At 57.2% G+C, this 17,327-nt stretch carries 13 protein-coding genes and 1 pseudogene; 3 read left to right on the forward strand and 11 right to left on the reverse strand.

The window, feature by feature from the left end; genetic code table 11:
* Positions 1–12: 12 nt before the first annotated feature.
* Positions 13–2,139 carry an RNA degradosome polyphosphate kinase gene (locus tag FOI68_RS20275; protein WP_143864116.1) on the forward strand — a complete coding sequence of 709 codons (2,127 nt, stop codon included), beginning with the start codon at positions 13–15 and terminating at the stop codon, positions 2,137–2,139.
* Between the two features lie 99 nt (positions 2,140–2,238).
* Here FOI68_RS20275 and FOI68_RS20280 read toward each other — a convergent pair whose 3' ends face one another.
* The 6 genes from FOI68_RS20280 to FOI68_RS20305 all read right to left on the reverse strand — a co-directional run bounded on the left by FOI68_RS20280 (position 2,239) and on the right by FOI68_RS20305 (position 8,673).
* Positions 2,239–2,721: a ferritin-like domain-containing protein gene (locus tag FOI68_RS20280; protein WP_143864117.1), complete on the reverse strand. Its 483-nt coding sequence runs from the start codon at positions 2,719–2,721 to the stop codon at positions 2,239–2,241.
* Positions 2,722–2,878: 157 nt separating this feature from the next.
* Positions 2,879–3,862 (reverse strand): mannose-6-phosphate isomerase, class I, encoded by a 984-nt coding sequence (manA, locus tag FOI68_RS20285; RefSeq protein ID WP_143864118.1) that lies wholly within the window; start codon positions 3,860–3,862, stop codon positions 2,879–2,881.
* A 99-nt stretch (positions 3,863–3,961) separates the two neighbouring features.
* Positions 3,962–5,383 (reverse strand): phosphomannomutase/phosphoglucomutase, encoded by a 1,422-nt coding sequence (locus FOI68_RS20290; protein ID WP_143864119.1) that lies wholly within the window; start codon positions 5,381–5,383, stop codon positions 3,962–3,964.
* Positions 5,384–5,388: 5 nt separating this feature from the next.
* A complete protein-coding gene (locus tag FOI68_RS20295; RefSeq protein ID WP_255433744.1) occupies positions 5,389–6,417 on the reverse strand; it encodes a glycosyl transferase in 1,029 nt (342 codons plus the stop codon).
* Between the two features lie 19 nt (positions 6,418–6,436).
* Positions 6,437–7,633, reverse strand: a complete 1,197-nt coding sequence (locus tag FOI68_RS20300; protein ID WP_143864121.1) for a glycosyltransferase family 4 protein — start codon at positions 7,631–7,633, stop codon at positions 6,437–6,439.
* Complete coding sequence (locus tag FOI68_RS20305) at positions 7,630–8,673, reverse strand: nucleotidyltransferase family protein (RefSeq protein ID WP_065067822.1); 1,044 nt, start codon at positions 8,671–8,673, stop codon at positions 7,630–7,632. Before FOI68_RS20305 ends, FOI68_RS20300 begins: the two co-directional genes overlap by 4 nt.
* A gap of 594 nt (positions 8,674–9,267) precedes the next feature.
* Between FOI68_RS20305 and FOI68_RS20310 the strand changes: the two genes are divergently transcribed.
* A complete protein-coding gene (locus tag FOI68_RS20310) occupies positions 9,268–9,546 on the forward strand; it encodes a DUF2573 family protein (protein WP_029097932.1) in 279 nt (92 codons plus the stop codon).
* Between the two features lie 661 nt (positions 9,547–10,207).
* Positions 10,208–10,945 carry a DUF3050 domain-containing protein gene (locus tag FOI68_RS20315; protein ID WP_143864122.1) on the forward strand — a complete coding sequence of 246 codons (738 nt, stop codon included), beginning with the start codon at positions 10,208–10,210 and terminating at the stop codon, positions 10,943–10,945.
* 1,004 nt (positions 10,946–11,949) lie between these two features.
* On the opposite strand, the gene FOI68_RS20320 is transcribed toward FOI68_RS20315, so the two are convergent.
* The 5 genes and pseudogenes from FOI68_RS20320 to FOI68_RS20335 all read right to left on the reverse strand — a co-directional run bounded on the left by FOI68_RS20320 (position 11,950) and on the right by FOI68_RS20335 (position 17,045).
* Complete coding sequence (locus FOI68_RS20320) at positions 11,950–12,315, reverse strand: hypothetical protein (RefSeq protein ID WP_143864123.1); 366 nt, start codon at positions 12,313–12,315, stop codon at positions 11,950–11,952.
* Positions 12,316–12,573: 258 nt separating this feature from the next.
* Positions 12,574–12,708, reverse strand: a pseudogene (locus FOI68_RS24300) (sporulation protein YhbH); the annotation flags it as partial.
* 499 nt (positions 12,709–13,207) lie between these two features.
* A complete protein-coding gene (locus tag FOI68_RS24110; RefSeq protein ID WP_255433745.1) occupies positions 13,208–13,324 on the reverse strand; it encodes a sigma factor-like helix-turn-helix DNA-binding protein in 117 nt (38 codons plus the stop codon).
* A 514-nt stretch (positions 13,325–13,838) separates the two neighbouring features.
* A complete protein-coding gene (yhbH, locus tag FOI68_RS20330) occupies positions 13,839–14,999 on the reverse strand; it encodes a sporulation protein YhbH (protein WP_044897938.1) in 1,161 nt (386 codons plus the stop codon).
* Positions 15,000–15,146: 147 nt separating this feature from the next.
* Entirely contained in the window at positions 15,147–17,045 is a 1,899-nt protein-coding gene (locus tag FOI68_RS20335) for a PrkA family serine protein kinase (protein ID WP_029097937.1), read from the reverse strand.
* Between the last annotated feature and the right edge of the window lie 282 nt (positions 17,046–17,327).

Consider the following 17,327-nt stretch of genomic DNA (forward strand, 5'->3'; position numbering starts at 1 on the left):
GAGGACTGACCCATGAACGATTTTCATCTACCTGCGTACTATATCAACCGCGAACTGAGCTGGGTGGCGTTCAACGAGCGGGTGCTGGAGGAAGCCGCCCGTCCGGAAAATCCGCTGTTTGAACGTCTGAAATTTATCGCCATTGCGAGCAGCAACTTTGACGAGTTTTTCATGGTGCGCGTAGCGGGACTGAAGGATCAGGTGAAGGCCGGGTTTGCCAAACCGGACAACAAGTCGGGGATGACGCCCAGGGAACAGCTCGAGGCGATCTGGGAGCGCACGCAGGTCGTCATGAACAAGCTGTTTGCCGTGCTGAAGCACGAGATTCTCCCGGAGCTGGAGCGGGTGGGCATCCGCTTTTTGAAAACGGCACAGCTTCAAGACGAACAGCGGGCTTTCGTCCACGACTTTTTCCATCACCGTCTCTACCCCGTGCTGACGCCGATGGCCGTCGATGCCAGCCATCCGTTTCCCATGCTCCTGAACAAGAGTCTCAATCTGGCGGTGCTGCTGGAAAACGCGGAGGAGCCGGAAGAAGGGCCGCTGTTTGCCGTCGTCCAGGTGCCTGCCGTCGTGCCCCGCTTTCTCGCCCTGCCGTCGCCGGCGGGAGAGGCGCACTTCATCCTGCTGGAAGACGTCATCCGCGAGCACATGGACACCCTGTTTCAGGGGTACAGCATCCTGGAAACCAGTGCATTTCGCATCACCCGCAACGCCGACCTGACCATCGACGAGGACGAGACGGAAGACCTCCTGGAAGCGATTCAGGAGGAGCTGAAGAAGCGGAAAATGGGGGAACCGGTCCGACTCGCCGTCGACGCGTCGATGAGCGACTTTTTGAAAAGGACCCTGCAGGACTGGCTGGAGCTGGAGGATTCGGAAGTGTACCGGATCGACGGTCCGCTGGATCCTTCGTTTTTCTTCAAGTTTTACGGCCTGCCCGGATACGATGCCCTGCGCTTCGAGCCATATCCGCCCCAGCCGCCCCGCGATCTGCTCGGCTCCGCGGACCTGTTCGAAACCATCAGGCAGCGGGACGTGCTCCTGCATCACCCGTACGAATCGTTTGATCCGGTGGTCGAATTCGTGCAGCGGGCGGCGGACGATCCCAATGTGCTGGCGATCAAGCAGACGCTGTACCGGGTCAGCGGCGACTCGCCGATCGTCAACGCCCTGCTGCGGGCGGCGGACAACGGCAAGCAGGTGACCGTTCTCGTGGAGCTGAAGGCCCGCTTCGACGAGGAGAACAACATCGTCTGGGCGAAAAGGCTGGAAAAGGCCGGCTGCCACGTCATCTACGGGATCGTCGGCCTGAAGACGCACAGCAAAATCACGCTCGTGGTCCGCGCCGAAAACGGCGAGCTCCGCCGGTACGTCCATCTGAGCACGGGCAATTACAACGATACGACGGCCCGGATCTACACCGATCTCGGCATGTTCACGTCCCGCGAAGCGTTTGGCGAGGACGCCAGCCACTTTTTCAACCATCTGTCCGGCTATTCCAAACCGCCTGCGTGGAAAGTCATCACGACCGCCCCGGCTGGTCTGCGGGAGAGGTTCCTCGGCCTGATCGAGCGGGAAATCGCCCACAGTCAGGCGGGAAAACCGGCCCGCATCATCGCCAAGATGAACGCCCTGACCGACAAGGAGATTATCGAAGCCTTGTACAAGGCGTCCTGCGCCGGTGTCAAGATCGATCTGATCGTGCGCGGCATCTGCTGCCTGCGGCCCGGCATCGAAGGGGTCAGCGAAAACATCCGCGTCATCAGCATCGTCGGCCGGTTTCTCGAGCACAGCCGCATCTACTGCTTCCACAACGGCGGGGAGGCAGACGTCTTCCTCTCCAGCGCGGACTGGATGACGCGCAACATGATCGCCCGCGTGGAGATTCTCTTCCCCGTCCTCCAGGAAGACCTGAAGGAGCGGATCCTGCACATCCTGGACATCATGCTGCGGGACGACGCCAAAGCTCGTGTGCTGCAGCCGGACGGCCAATACCGGCCCGTTGCGGCGCAAGGCCCGCATCCGCTCAACAGCCAACACTACTTTTGGGAAGAAGCGTTCCGGGCCGTGCGCAGCCGGGGAGCGGACCCTGCCGCCCTGCGCCTGAAACCGATCACGACGGCGCCGGAGCGCTGACACTCGTGTAACCCCCCGGCGCCCGCTGTCCTTTTTTCAAAAGCGGCGGGCGGCCCGAATGGACAGGCCGCCCGTTTTCGCTTGGCACCCGCCAGCCATCTACGATACTCCCAGCTGTGCCAGCATGTTCATCAGCACGTTGGATTGGCGCAGTTCGTCTTCCGCTGCTCGGGTGAACCCCCTTCTGATCGTGAGCGTCACCGCTCGATCGGCGATGTCCCGGTAAAGATCGGCGGCGGCCAGTTCGTCCCGGATGGCAAATTCCAGTCCCCGGGCAAACGATTCCGGCGCGGGCACCTCTTCCCGCCTCATCTGCGGCTCCCGTCCGGTCAACTGCCTGTAGATTTCCGAGAACCGCTGGGCATGCTTGATCCGCTCGTCGCGGACGATGTCCAGAACAGTCCGGATGTTGTCGTTCGGGGCCAGCTCCATCAGCCTGCTGAAATAATTGGCGGCCCGCTCTTCCCGGTGGATGGCTCGCAAGATATCGGCGGCCAGCCCCCGATCGCGCGGTTCGCCCAATCCCGGCTCCCGCACGAGCCTGGGCCAGTAGTGGGGAAATGCTATCGGATATCCATGCATGGGAAAACTCCTCCAAACGTGTATAGGTGTATACCCCAGCTTATGGCTGCGCCCATGAGGTGGTGAGCCCAGACGCGCAAAGAAGATCGTGGGCTGCCATAAAAATGAAAAAGACCCTTTGCCAGGGTCTTTGCATCGCTCGCGCCATCTGACGCGTTCAGCCCGCTTTTCGCAGCGTGGCCGCCTGTCCCGGCGGGAAGGAGACAATCGCTTCCATGTCGCCCGCCAGTCTGTACCTGCCCAACGTTCTCGGTATCAGCAGGTGATCCCCTTTTTCCACCGTAAGATCACCGCCGCTCCATTCCAGCTGGGCCGATCCGGCGAGAACGGACACGAGGGAGAACCGGTCCCCGGACTCTTCGTCGCGCGAGCCGCGCAGCGTCCATTTTTCTACCGTGAAAAACGGGCTGTCCAGGTAGTGGTTCACCTGCAGGAAGCGGCTGCCCGCTGTCTTTGCCCGGATCTGTGCGGGCTTGTTCGGCACGTTGGTCACCTGCAGCACCTTGTCGATGTGCAGTTCGCGCTTCCGTCCGGACTGGTCGACGCGGTCGTAGTCGTAGGCGCGGTATGTGGCGTCGGAGTTTTGCTGGATTTCGAGGACGACAATGCCTTTGCCCAGCGCGTGGAGCGTGCCGTGCGGAATGTAGAAGAAGTCGCCGGTCCGTACCGGGACCCGCACCAACAGTTCGTTCCAGCGGTTGGCCTTCATCATCTCCGCCAGCTCCTCCCGCGTCCTGGCGGTATGGCCGTACACGATTTCCGCTCCGGGTTCGGCGTGCACGACGTACCAGCACTCCGCCTTCCCCAGTTCGCCGTTCTCATGGACAGCGGCAAAGCGGTCGTCCGGATGTACCTGTACGGACAACGTGTCGTTGGCGTCCAGCAGTTTCACCAACAGCGGAAAGCGTTCCAGACGCTTCGGCGCAAACCAATCGGGCTGTTCCGCCAGCAGCTCGCTGATCGTCTTTCCGCGATAGACGCCGTTTCTGATCGTGGTTCTGCCATTCGGGTGATCGGATATGACCCACGCCTCACCCGTCTGCTCACTGGGAATGGGATAGCCGAATAATGTACGCAGGCGATTGCCGCCCCAAATCCGTTGATGATACGTCGGTGAAAACAGTAACGGATACGCGTTCATTTTCCTCACTCACCCCGGTTGATCTCAGTATGCAAGAAGGCACTACCATCGAATCACGACAGGATGGTACGGGTACACGTCAGTCCGCTGTTTCGAAGGTTACCAGCCCACCGTCAGCGCGGAATCGGCAAACGCAAGGGCCTTCTCGATCTCCCGTTTGATCTCGGCCAGCCCTTCCGCCGAATCCGCCTCCGCCCGAAGGACCAAAATCGGCTGCGTGTTGGAGGCGCGGATCAGTCCCCAGCCGTTCGGGAAGATCACCCTCGCGCCGTCGACGTCGATAATCTCGCGCTCGGGCCGGAAATACTGCTTGACCTTGTCCAGGATGGTCCGCTTTTTGCTTTCCTCGCAGGGGACCCTCGTCTCCGGCGTGGCGTGGTACCGGGGAATGTCGGCAAACAGCGCGGACAGCGGCTTGTCGCTGTTGGTCAAAATGCGAAGCAGCCGCCCCGCCGCGTAGAGCGCGTCGTCAAAGCCGAAATACTCGTCCTTGAAGAAGATGTGGCCGGACATTTCACCGGTAAACGGCACGTTCAGCCGTTTCATCGAGGCTTTGATATGGGAATGGCCGGTGCGGTGGAACACGGGCTTTCCGCCCAGCTTCTCGATTTCTTCCACCAATGCCCGCGAGCATTTTACTTCCACCAGCGCCTGGCATCCGGGATGTTTCGGCAGGATCTCCCGCCAGAACAGAATCATCAGTTGATCGCCCCACAGGATATTGCCCTGCTCGTCGACGACGCCCAGGCGGTCACCATCGCCGTCGAAGGCCACCCCGAGGTCGGCTTTCTCCTCACGCACCTTGCGGATCAAGTCCTGCAGGTTTTTCGGATCGACCGGATCGGGGTGATGATGGGGGAAATTCGGATCGGATTCACAGTAGAGCGGAACCACTTCGCAGCCCCACTGGGCCAGCGCTTTCGGCACGAACGGCGAGGGCGTGCCGTTGCCGCAGTCCGCCACCACCTTCACTTTGCGCGGTCCCAGGACAATTTTTTCCCGCAGCATCGCCAGATAGGGCTCTTCGATGTCCACCCGCTCCACGCCTTCCGGAAGGACAAAACGTTCGTGCGGCACGCCTTCCTCGGCGAGCAGCGCGCGCATGGTGTTGTGCAGGTCCTGGATCGCCTCGCCGTAGATGGTGGTCTTGTCCATGGCAATTTTGAAGCCGTTCTCGTCACCGGGGTTGTGGCTTGCCGTCACGATCAGCCCGGAAGGAATGTCCAGATGCTCCAGGCTGTAGTAAAACATCGGCGTCGTCACCTCACCGATATCGACGACGCGGATGTCCGAGCGGAGAAGCCCGGCCATCAGAGCGGTTTGCAGCTCCGGCGAGGACTTCCGGTTATCCCGCCCCACGACCGCCTTGTCCAGCCCGGCCGCCTTCAGCTTTCGGCCGAACGCTCTCCCCAGGAGCCAGGCAAACGCCGGATGAATCTCTTCCCCGGCTCTGCCCCTGATGTCGTACTCCCGGAAAACGTGGGACGGGATGTGAATGTCGTGTGCAGCCGTAACGTGCATGTGCATCAACCTCCAGTTACCGCATTGTGATAAATCGCTTCCGTCAGCAAGTAGGACAGGGTCGATTCCGCTCCCTGATTCAGATTGGCTCCGCTTGGAGTCAGTCCGTCGCAGCAGCTACCTTCCGCCGCGTCTGCCATCGGCACGGCTCCATCGTTGTCTCCGTAAAACCACGCCCGGCATTTGTCCACCGTTTGCCTGTACACAGGATCAGCCAGCACCGCATGGGCTTCCGCCGAAGCGAGCGCCAGTTTCATTACTTCCAACGGCTGCTGATCCCAGTCGCTGCGGGACTGCGGCGTGCACCAGCCCCGGTTGCCGATGGGGCGAATCACGCCGTTTTGTCCGGTCATCTTGGCGATCAGAAAATCGAGACTCTCTTTGGCGATGGCCAGCGTCTCCTCCCGCTTCGTCACGCGGTAGGCGGAAAACAGCGCCCACGGCAGCACGCCGTTTCCGTAGGTCATCACCGGCTCGAACCAATGCCAACCGTCGGCGGACGCCTCCCGGTACAGCCGGATCAGCCGTTCTTCAAACAGCTCGATCAGCTCCATGCAGGCGGCAGAATCGGCAGAGCCGCTGCCGTTCCTGGCCAAAAAGCTGCACGCTGCCAGCGCGAAGGCCCACCCGCGCGGAAACTTCATCGCCGTCGTCCGCGGCAGCCCTTTGGCAAACAGTTGGGAGGCGACAAACCGCCGGCCGCTGTCGGGAAGCGCCGCCGATGCGACCGCGCACGCCCACAGCGCACGGCCGAGACAGTCGTCAGACGGCTTCTCCGGTTCCGGCCTGCGGTCGTAGCCGATGTTGTTGTGGAAGCTGCCGTCCTCCTGCTGAACCCACAGAAGAAACCCGAGATAGCGGTCGATCAGGCGGTCAAGGGTCGCCTGCAGATCGCGGTCTCCCGCCTGGTCCGCATGCTGCCGCCAAACGGCACACGCCCACAGCGCTCTGGCGTTGTCATCGGTCGTATAGCCCTCCCGGCGGCGCGGGATGTTTCCGAGACAGTGCTCCAACAGTCCGGTGTCATCGGTCATTCTCTCCAGGTGTCGAAAGCTAACGGGAAAGGGCCGCAACGGGTGTTCCCTCCGTCTGCTCAAACGTGCTGCCGGACTGTTTGGAAAGCTTGACAAACAGGGAAGCGCAGCGTTTGCCGATCTGCGGCCAGTGCATGGCGGAGCCGATGCGGCCGATTTTTGCCTCCCAGTCCCGCCTCAGGCTGTCGTCACGCAAGAGCGCCGCGATTTTTTCCGCCCACCGCTCGCGTTCGCCATACGGAATCAGCAGCTCGTCGCAGCCCTCCAGCAAATCCTGGGCATAGCTGTACGGCGTGCTCAACACCGGACGTCCCAGCCCGACCGCATAGGCCAGCGTGCCGCTGGTGATCTGCTCCATTCCCGGGTAAGGGGTGACGTACAGGTCGCACGCCGTCAGGAATTGGACCAGCTCCTCTTCGTCCACGTACCGGTCGATCATCACCACATGGCGTTCCAGGCGGTTTCGCCGGATCAGCTCCATCAGCTCCTCCCGGTACGCTTCCCCTTCCCGTTTCTTCACTTCCGGATGGGTTTGGCCGACCACCGCGTAGAGCAGGTTGGGGACCTCCTTCACCGCTTGCGGCAGCGCCTCCAAAATCAGTTCCAAACCCTTTCCGCGGCTGAGCAGGCCAAACGTCATCATGACCTTTTTATCCGCCCAGTTCAGCCGCTGCCGAACGGCCTCCCGCTGCTGCGGGTTGGGAACGGGGGTGCCGTGCGGGATAAACACGATGTTCTCTTCCGGAATCCCGAACGACTGCCGCAGATAGCCGACTGCCCGGCGATTCATTACGACGATCCGATCGCTCCGTTCGGCGATCTCCCGCTGAATCGACCGGTACGGTTCCTGGGGCGAGGCAAACACGGTGTGGAAGGTCGTGACCAGCGGTTTTTTCAGCTCGCGTACAAAGTCCAGCACATACGCCCCTGCTTCCCCGCCAAAAATGCCGAACTCATGCTGCAGGGAGACGACCGACACGCCGCTCTCGTTCACTCTCTGCGCCATCGCCCGATACGCCTCCCTGTCGTGTTTGGCAAGCGGCCACAGCGCCTGATTGTTCCCGTACCCCTGTTCGTTCTCGTCGGCCATCACGATCACCGGGTCCGCTGCGTTCCACAGTTTCGCCTGTTTCACGTGATGCCGCAGGTGATGGGTATACGTCGCCAGTCCGCACTTTTTCGGAACGTACGTGCTCATGTAAGCCACCTGGATCATCCTTGTCCTCCTCCCGCCGTCCGGTTCATCACCGCTTCATGCAAAATGTGGCTGGCTTCCAGCTCCAATCCGTACCCAAAGATGCAGTTCTTCAACTGGGCCGCGTCGCGCACCTTGCAGCCGTTCCACATGATCGTTTCCGAGCAGCGGACGCCCTTGCCCAGTTCGCAGCCGTCGCCGATCACCGCATACGGTCCGATCACGCTCCGCTCGCCGATTTTTACCCGCCGGCCGATCAGCACCGGCGGCACGATCAGCACACCTTGGGCGATCTCGCTCTCCTCCCCGATCAGGATGCCCGTGCCGTGTTCTTTCTCTCGAAACGGCAGGGACAGCTTGCGATCCAAGAGGTCCCAGTGCACCTGCCGGTAACGGTTTTTCGTCCCCAGATCCATCCAGTAGCCGTCGATCAGCTTGCCGTAGACCCCCACGTTCCGTTCGATCAGAAGCGGGAACGTCTCCCGTTCGATCGATACTTCCCGTCCCTGCGGAATCCACTTCAGCACCTCTTTTTCCATCACGTAGATGCCTGCGTTAATCCGGTTCGACGGCGCCGTCTCCTTGTCCGGCTTTTCCACGAAGCGGATAATTTCCCCTGTGGCTCGCTGTTCCACCACGCCGTACTGCGACGGGTCATCCACCTCGGTCAGCCCGATCGTGACGCCCCCCTTGTGCTGCACGTGGAAGTCCAGCAGCGGCAGCAGCGACACCTGGTGAACGATGTCCGCATTGACCGCCAGAAAACGGTCGCTCAGCAGTTTTTCCGCGTTTTTGATCGCCCCTGCCGTGCCCAACAGGTTTTTTTCCACTGCGTATTCGATGTTGACGCCCCACGCCTGTCCGTCGCCGAAGTACCGTTGAATCATTTCCGGATAATGCTTGACGGCAATCACAAAATCAACGATTCCCTGCTGTTTGAGGTGAACGATGAGATGCTCCAGCCACGGGCGGTTTCCCACCAACGCCATCGGTTTTGCCAGATTCTCCGTCAGCGGTCTCAGCCGGGTGCCCAAACCACCCGCCAACAGCAATGCCTTCACGAGTCATCATCCTCCCTTTTTGAGAAAATAAAAAAGAAGCTTGCACATAAACGAAATCTTTTACCTTCATTTGAAAAAATGAGCAATAAAAAATTTCCATTTATGAACAATCTTCTTTTTTGTCACACAGCGCTCAAGGACTGACAGCGATGTGCCGTATGGGTTATGGAAAGACAACGGTAACGTGCGGCGGCGAACCGGTTGAAGCCTGTGTTCTTCACGCTCTTTCGCACCATCGCTGTTAGCACTCATTTGATGTGAGTGCTAACAGTTTATATGGTAAAATTATGATAATTTCCTGGCAAACGTGGAAATCGGCGATTTTCCCTGATTTTCTCGAAAAATGAGGATATTTTCCACATTACGATTTGTTTTCTACTTATTCTTCCATAAATCTCGTTTTTACGCTGCATTTTATGGAATCGTCCCTCGTCGCCCGCATTGGTCAGCATCATTCCCTATCATGGACCAACGCGGCAGATGACCGCTGCCTTTCCGATACATCTCCCCCTGATCATTTCCAAAATGATCCGTTATACTAAGAGGGAACGATTCCACCCCCATCGACCGATGGAGTCAGAAAGGAAGATGTCGATGCCGGACAACCAAACCTTTTCCCCCGAATTTCAAGCACTGCTGGAAAAGTTCACGGAACTGCTCACCGGTGAAGCCACACCCGAACGCGTCCAGATGGTAACCATCTGGTGTCTCTATTCCCACATGGCAAAAGTAATGCCGCCGCTCATCCAACACTGGGGCAGCGAACCGGAGCACCAGCAGGCCAAGGCGGAAATCAAGCGGATTTTTGAACAGATCAAGCAGTGGAACCAGGAAAAGAACGCCAAAAACACGCCGCCCAACATTGTGCAGTAACGCCCAACTCATGCGTTCCACACGGGTTCCGCTGCTTCTTTGCCAAAAAAGCCGGTGACTCCATGAGCAGCGGCCTGCCTTGACTTGTTCCCTCGCAGCATTCCGACGGGGCAGAATCACTCGCAGCCTCACTCCATGCTGGATCAGGCCTCACGTCACGCAGCACCGGGTCTCACTTCACGCTGGATCGGGCCGGCAACAAGACGTTCCGGAAACGTTCCGGGGAACCGGCACCGCACACGATAGAGGCCCCCGCTTCTACACGGCGAACGTGCGTGATGCGGAGGAAACGCAGCCCATTGTGTTAATGGAGCCCCTGTCCAAAGCTCCTGGTGCCGGGCAGAACCGTACATCATGACAAATGCCGGATTCACGTCGCGTAGGGAAATTTTCACTCGAGCTGATCTCCCGCCATTTCATGGGAGGCCGGCTCTTTTCATGCCTGAATGTTCTGAACGGGAAAGCAACCAGCCTGACCACGAACGGACGGAAAGCCAGTTTTTTCAGTCTGCCCCCGACCGGACGGACAGACAGGTTTTTTCCAGTCCCCCGGGAAGCCCGAACATGTACAGGTCGCCGTCATGGACGCCGCTCGACTGTCTGTGCCATAATAGAAACGACACTTCGCGGGGGCATCCCTCAAGGAAAGGAACTGAACCTGATGAACAACATCCGTACGATTCGCGAAGAACTGCTGCAGCACCCCGTGTACCGGGAGATCAACACGCCCGGGCGTGTCCGTATCTTCATGCAGCACCACGTTTTTGCCGTATGGGACTTTATGAGCCTGTTGAAACGGCTGCAGCGGGACCTGACCTGCACGGAGGTGCCCTGGATTCCGTCCCGACATAGCCAGTACGCCCGCTTCATCAACGAGATCGTGCTGGGCGAGGAGACCGATGAAGACGGTCAAGGTGGCTATGCCAGCCATTTCGAACTATACGTGGAAGCGATGAACGAATGCGGAGCGGATACGGGTCCCATCAATCGCTTTCTGGCCGAACTGCAGGCCGGACAAGACCCGCTTGCAGCGCTGCGAGACGCGGAAGTTCCGGAATCCGTCTTTCGCTTTGTCCGCCATACCCTGGAACTGGCGAAAAACGGCGGGACCCATGAAGTATGCGCCGCCTTCTTCTTCGGACGGGAGGACATCATCCCGGACATGTTTCAGGTGCTGGTCGACGAACTGAACCGAAATGGCCAATCGACCAAACGGCTGAACTACTACCTGCAGCGGCACATCGAACTGGACGGGGACGAACACGGCCCGCTGGCGGAAAAGCTGCTGACCGCCTTGTGTGAAGACTCCCCGGAAAAACAAGCGGAGGCAGAACGAACGGCCGTGCAGTCGCTTCGTGCCCGCATCGATCTGTGGAACGGGGTGCTGGCCGTGCTGTAGCCGCGACAGAGGAACACGCCAAAAACCGGACGATGGCCGTCCGGTCAGACTAAAGACAGGCGATTGGGTCGATGGAGAAGCATGTTTCCAGACAGAGCCGCTTGTGGGACCTGATCGGGCCGCGCAGCGTTTTGCGGGCACAAGGAGCGCCGCCTTTGATGGGGCCGCTCCGCGAGCCACGATCGGTTTTGGCGATTCCTCGCGACTCGCTGCGGAGCGTGCAGCCCGTGCTTCCCTGCCGAGCGTTTGCTTGTGTTCGGCGGGAAAAGACGGAGCGGATGCCGGACAACGTGCTTCTCCCCATGCCGTCACGTTATCTGCACTCTGAGGGATGCACCTCCCGCATCCCTTTTCATTGAAAGGAACGCGTACAGTGAATGATAGTGTATCGATGATGGTAGCGATCGCTCTTTTTATGGTGATGAAATACGGGTTCACCAAGCGGGATCAATCACTGAAAATCACTCACCTGGTAATGGAGTATGTCATTACGGTTGGTCTTGTACTCGTCATACAATACATTATGTTCGGTTTGGCTTCCATTTCAGCAAGTTGAAAGCCACACCCAAACACATGAGGCCTCACACGTTTTATTCCCAAAATCATATGTCTTCCCCAAAATGTAAACTGCTGCAGAATGAAAAAAATCAATTTTGATAATGGGTAGTGGGAAAAGACGAGCCCAACTAACGCCCCATCTGCTCTGCCCAACATCGTGCAGTAACTCCCCAATCACGCGTTCCAGACGGGTTCCGCTGCTTCTATGCGAAAAAGCCGTTGCCTCCATAAGCAACGGCCTGCCTCGACCTGTTCCCTCACAACATTCGGACTTGGCGGAGATCAACCGCAGCGCCAGGCCGCGCTACACGCTGGATCGGACCAGCAAAAAGACGTTCCGAGGAATTTCCGAGGGGTTGGTACCGTACACGATAGAGGTGCCTCGCATCCACACGATAAACGTGCTCTTCCTTGTGAACGACAACATTGATTAAAGGGACTCCGTATTAAGTGCCTTTCACTATATATGAGTCTGCTGGTTCTTTTTTCTGCCATCCTCCCGATTCTTCTCGGGCGTACCGATTACTGCACCGACTGCAGGCGGCTTTATGAACTGCCACCCCAAATCGGTGTTTATTTAGGCTCTTTCTTGATAAAAAAAAAAGTACCATCAACGCTACCGCCAACAATATTTCAACGCAAAAGATTACCCAAAAATTTTCATTAACGTTATCAAATGTATGTTGTGTGCCACTACCAGTCACTTTAAGTTTTTGGATAAACATATAGTCGTCCCAAAACATAGCTAACAAATAGTGTGTTAAAGCGCCATAGAGTAAAGCAACCCCACATTTAAACACACGTACCACCACCTTTTCTTGTCCTTTCATATTGTAGCAAATCTATCAAAAAAGGTAGAAAAAATTACCAAATGGTTATCATTAAGCAAAAAAAATTTATTGAGTTCCCTCGTGTTAGAATACCTTGATCAAGTATCACACCACGCTCGCCTTGAGCCGTTCTATCTCTCGCTTCGTGCGGGACCTTCACCGCCCCTGCCGCGCGCACCACGCAAAAAAACCGGACGATGGCCGTCCGGTTTCCTCTGCTTTCATCCCAAACTGACTTCCCTTCTTCCCGAAAAACGCCTTCAACGTCATATACACTTCGCCCTTGTCCCGAATGACGCAGTGCATGAACTTCGGCTCCTAGATGTGCCGGTAGGTGGACATCAGGGTGGAGTGCTGGTTGTACTGATTTAACTCTTGAGGATATACCCAAATTACTTATTCTGTCCTTTTTCCCTTACAATTACCACTTTATTTATCCCGCCAACTTATCAAGTTTCTCGCACAACTCATGCTGCTACTCAACGTCACCAGTCATGCTGGCCAACAGTGACAGATTCTTGAGTTTGGCGATCTCCCCAAGCACACTGCACATTTGCATCCTAGCAATGTAACATCTCCGTCCTGGGTACAGGACGAGAAGATCGGGTGCAAGATGATAAACCCGGACGAGTAGTTGGTATTCAGAACCATATTAACTTTGGAGTAGAGATTTGTTAATGTCTGTCCATAAAAAGACGCTCCCGAATGAACTTCTTTTATTTTGCAACTATACTGGCCCATGGTCCGCCCATAATATTGAGAGGAGGAAATGGAGTTGATCGCGACACATCCATTTTTTGGTACATTCCCTTTATCGGAGAATCTTGGTTACCAACATCAGAAACAGCCTATCCCGCATGGAATAGGCTGTTCGCTACTCGTTCCTTGATTTCTCCTGAGCACGTTGCACATGGGTCTGTACACTACTCTTACTGATCCCGAGCAGACGAGCCGTCTCTTCGAAGGAGAAGCACTCCCCGTGTGTGAACACATAGCATGCCCTCTCCCGTTCAGTCAGGCTCGCCAGGGCATCTTCCGGCCGAAATTTTTTCCCATTCGGTAAGGTTACACGGGCTACCCGCGGTGCCTCGTGTGACGAATGCCTGCATCCTCACCGGATCCATTGGCTTTTCCCGTTCGTACGCTGCCCGCCGCTCAATCCCCCGTCGGTTCCCCGGGCGGGCTACTTTAACTTTCGAATCTGATGAAGAAAAACAGGAAGGCAACCGAAAAGGATACTAGTGTGACCAAACGCTTATCGATACGTGGAAAAAGTATTACGAGGGCGAACATGGTCACAAATAACGGGACTAGAGTCCATAATGCAAAGGTTAACAGGCTACCAATAATCTTATCAGTAAGTACCTGGATTTCTGGCATGTTCTCCCCCCTCCTCTTATTGGTTATCGGAGAAACAAGGGGGTAATCTTGAGTACTTATGAGGTGCAGCACACGGGGCGTACCACGCAAAAAACCGGACGATAACCGTCCGGTTCCCTCTGCTCTCATCCCAAACTGACTTCCTTCTTCCCGAAAAACGTCTTCAACGCCTTGTACACTTCTCCCTTTTCCCGGATGACGCAGTGCATGAACTTTGGCTCCTTGATGTGCCGGTAGGCGGACATCAGGGTGGAGTGCCGGTTGTACTGATTCACCTCTCCGTATCCAAACATGTTGCAGCGATCCATCAATTCCTTGACCAGCTTGACGCATCGTTCGTTGTCGGACGTCAGGTTGTCGCCGTCGGAGAAGTGGAACGGATAGATGTTGTACTGGGACGAAGGATAGCGGCTGTCGATGATCTCCAGCGCCTTCTTGTAGGCGGAGGAGCAGATCGTGCCGCCGCTCTCGCCCTTGGAGAAAAAGACCTCCTCCGGCACTTCCTTGGCGTCGGTATGATGAGCGATAAAGACGATTTCCACCTTTTCGTACTTGGTTCGAAGAAAGCGCAGCATCCAGAAGAAAAAGCTGCGGGCGATGTACTTCTCAAACACACCCATCGAGCCGGAGGTGTCCATCATGGCGATGATGACGGCGTTGGAGTGGGGCTTGACGATCTCCTCCCACGTCTTGAAGCGCAGGTCATCGTCGCTGATGCCCAGCTCCAGGTCGTTGTAGCCGGCCAGCGCGTTGCGGCGGATGGCGGCGAGCAGCGTCCGTCTTTTGTCGATGTTGCCCATCAGCCCTTTTTTGCGGACGTCGTTGAAACGCGTCTCTTCCACGATGATCCTGTCCTCGTCCTTTTGCTGGAGGTTGGGCAGCTCCAGCTCGGCAAACAGCATCTCCTCCAGCTCTTCGACAGTGATCTCCGCCTCGAAATAGTCGACACCCGGCTGGTCGCCCGCTCCCTGTCCCTTGCCGGGGCCCTGGGCGGCGTCCCCGTCTTTGGCGATGACGTCGCCCACCTTGCTGTCTCCTTTTCCCTGACCGCCGTGCTGCCCCTTTTGAAAATTGAAGCGGAGCCGGTACTCATCCAGGGAACGGATCGGGATTTTGATCACTTCCCGCCCGTTGGACATGACGATGTTTTCCTCACTGACCAGATCGGGCAGGTTTTTCTTGATCGCTTCTTTCACTTTTTCCTGATGCCGGTTCTGATCCTGGTACCCTTTGCGGTGCAGCGACCAGTCTTCCCGGGAGACGACGAACGGTGACGAATCTTCCATATAGACTCCCCCCTCCTGCTGGCGCATCTTCGGCGTATGGGCTTCCCTGGCAAGCCAGATCCGGGTGCCCTCTGGGTACTTCCTACTGGCGCAGCTACGTCGAATCAACTTCCCTGGCAAGCCAGATCCGGGTGCCCTCTGGGTACTTTATCTGTTCAGCAGACTGCCGACATACCGGAGAAGCTCATTGGCGCACACAGGGCAGTAGCGGTGTTCCTCGATCAGCCGTCTGGTCACCTCGTTGATCTTTTTCAACTGGTGTTCGTCCGGTGTTTTGTTGGAGGTGGTGATTTTCACCACGTCTTTCAAATCGGCGAACAGCTTCTTCTCAATCGCTTCCCGCAGGCGGTCGTGCGTGCTGTAGTCAAAGCGTTTCCCTTTGCGCGCGTACGCCGAAATGCGAATCAGGATTTCTTCGCGGAACGCCCGCTTGGCGTTTTCGGAGATGCCGATCTGCTCCTCGATGGAGCGCATCAGCCGCTCATCCGGATCCATCTCTTCGCCGGTAACGGGGTCCCTTATCTTATTCATATTGCAATACGCTTCCACATTGTCCAGGTAGTTGTCCATGAGCGTTTTCGCCGATTCTTCGTAGCTGTAGACAAACGCTTTCTGCACTTCCTTCTTGGCCAGTTCGTCGTACTCCTTGCGGGCCATGGAAATGAAGTTGAGATACCGCTCCCGCTGCTCCTTGGTGATGGAGGGATGCTGGTCAAACCCTTCCTTCAGCGCACGCAGGATGTCGAGCGCGTTGATGCATTCGGTGTCCCGCCGGATCAGCGCGCTGGAGATCCGGTTGATCACGTAGCGCGGGTCGATGCCGGACATCCCTTCATCCGCATGCTCGTTTCGGAGTTCGTCCAGATCGGAGCCTTTGAAGCCTTCCACCGACTCCCCATCGTACAGGCGCATCTTTTTCAGCAGATCGGCCCCCTGCTTTTTCGACTCCTTCAACCGCGTGAGGATGGAAAAAATGGCGGCTGCCCGGAGCGCGTGCGGCGCGATATGGACGTGGCCGAGATCGGACTGCTTGATCAGCTTGGCGTAGATCTTTTCCTCGTCGCTCACGCGCAGGTTGTACGGGATCGGCATGACGATGATCCGCGACTGCAGCGCCTCGTTTTTCTTGTTGGCGATAAACGCCTTGTACTCCGCCTCGTTGGTGTGGGCGACAATCAATTCGTCGGCGGAAATCAGCGCGAAGCGGCCGGCCTTGAAATTGCCCTCCTGGGTGAGCGAGAGCAGGTGCCAGAGAAACTTTTCGTCGCATTTCAGCATCTCCTGGAATTCCATCAAGCCGCGGTTCGCCTTGTTCAGTTCCCCGTCAAAGCGGTATGCCCGCGGATCCGACTCGGAGCCGTATTTGGTGATCGTGGAAAAGTCGATGCTCCCGGTCAAGTCGGCGATGTCCTGGGATTTCGGGTCGGACGGGCTGAACGTGCCGATCCCGACGCGGTCGGCTTCGGAAAAGAGGATACGGCGAACGGGAAAATCTTCAATGCGCCCGCCGTATTCCGTCTCCAGCCGCATGCGGTTGTACGGGGTCAGGTCCCCTTCGATTTTGATCCCCAGTTCTTCCTCGATCTCCGGCCGCAGTTCGCGGGGGATCAGGTGAAGCGGCTCCTCTTGCATCGGGCAGCCGTCCAGCGCATACACAGCCCCCTCATCGGTGCGGGAGTACTCCTCCAATCCGCGTTTCAGCATCGTCACGATTGTCGATTTCCCCCCGCTGACGGGTCCCATCAGGAGCAGAATCCGTTTGCGCACATCCAGGCGGCGGGCGGCGGAGTGAAAATACTCTTCCACCAGCCGCTCGATCGCCCGATCCAGTCCGAAGATCTCCCGGCTGAAAAACTTGTACGAGCGGCTTCCGTCTTCGTTTTCTTCGACGCCTGCAGCCTTGATCATGTTGTAGACCCGCGAATGTGCGGTTTGGACGATCCGCGGATTTTTGCGTACCATCTCCAAATATTCGGCAAATGTGCCTTTCCACATCAGTTTTTCTTCACGGGCCCTGTGCTCGGCGATGCGTTTTAAAATGTCCATGCTCGTCTCTCCTCCTTCATAAGCCCCTCTCTCTTCGCGAACAACAGTGTACTTTCATGTATATGTCCGACTGCGGCCACGCATGCGCGTGGACCCGTTCCATCGGAGCGGCAACAGGATGCACAATCCTTTTCATATGTGTATGCACAATGACAACACATGTTTCAGCCCTCCCGCGACAAATCTGGCGCCTCCCGGTTCACCGTCAGCCGCGAAACATTCGCGAAACATTCATGAAAATGACAGAAACGGCAAAGCGTAACTCCCTTGCAAACAGGGCAA

It is taken from the genome of Brevibacillus sp. LEMMJ03 (assembly GCF_007197875.1).
GTDB lineage: Bacteria > Bacillota > Bacilli > Brevibacillales > Brevibacillaceae > Brevibacillus > Brevibacillus thermoruber.

Excerpts from the sequence above, each read along its gene's own strand:
- FOI68_RS20275 (WP_143864116.1), top strand. The coding sequence starts at position 13 with ATGAACGATTTTCATCTACCTGCGTACTATATCAACCGCGAACTGAGC.
- FOI68_RS20280 (WP_143864117.1), bottom strand. The coding sequence starts at position 2,721 with ATGCATGGATATCCGATAGCATTTCCCCACTACTGGCCCAGGCTCGTG.
- manA (WP_143864118.1), bottom strand. The coding sequence starts at position 3,862 with ATGAACGCGTATCCGTTACTGTTTTCACCGACGTATCATCAACGGATT.
- FOI68_RS20290 (WP_143864119.1), bottom strand. The coding sequence starts at position 5,383 with ATGCACGTTACGGCTGCACACGACATTCACATCCCGTCCCACGTTTTC.
- FOI68_RS20295 (WP_255433744.1), bottom strand. The coding sequence starts at position 6,417 with ATGACCGATGACACCGGACTGTTGGAGCACTGTCTCGGAAACATCCCG.
- FOI68_RS20300 (WP_143864121.1), bottom strand. The coding sequence starts at position 7,633 with ATGATCCAGGTGGCTTACATGAGCACGTACGTTCCGAAAAAGTGCGGA.
- FOI68_RS20310 (WP_029097932.1), top strand. The coding sequence starts at position 9,268 with ATGCCGGACAACCAAACCTTTTCCCCCGAATTTCAAGCACTGCTGGAA.
- FOI68_RS20315 (WP_143864122.1), top strand. The coding sequence starts at position 10,208 with ATGAACAACATCCGTACGATTCGCGAAGAACTGCTGCAGCACCCCGTG.
- yhbH (WP_044897938.1), bottom strand. The coding sequence starts at position 14,999 with ATGGAAGATTCGTCACCGTTCGTCGTCTCCCGGGAAGACTGGTCGCTG.
- FOI68_RS20335 (WP_029097937.1), bottom strand. The coding sequence starts at position 17,045 with ATGGACATTTTAAAACGCATCGCCGAGCACAGGGCCCGTGAAGAAAAA.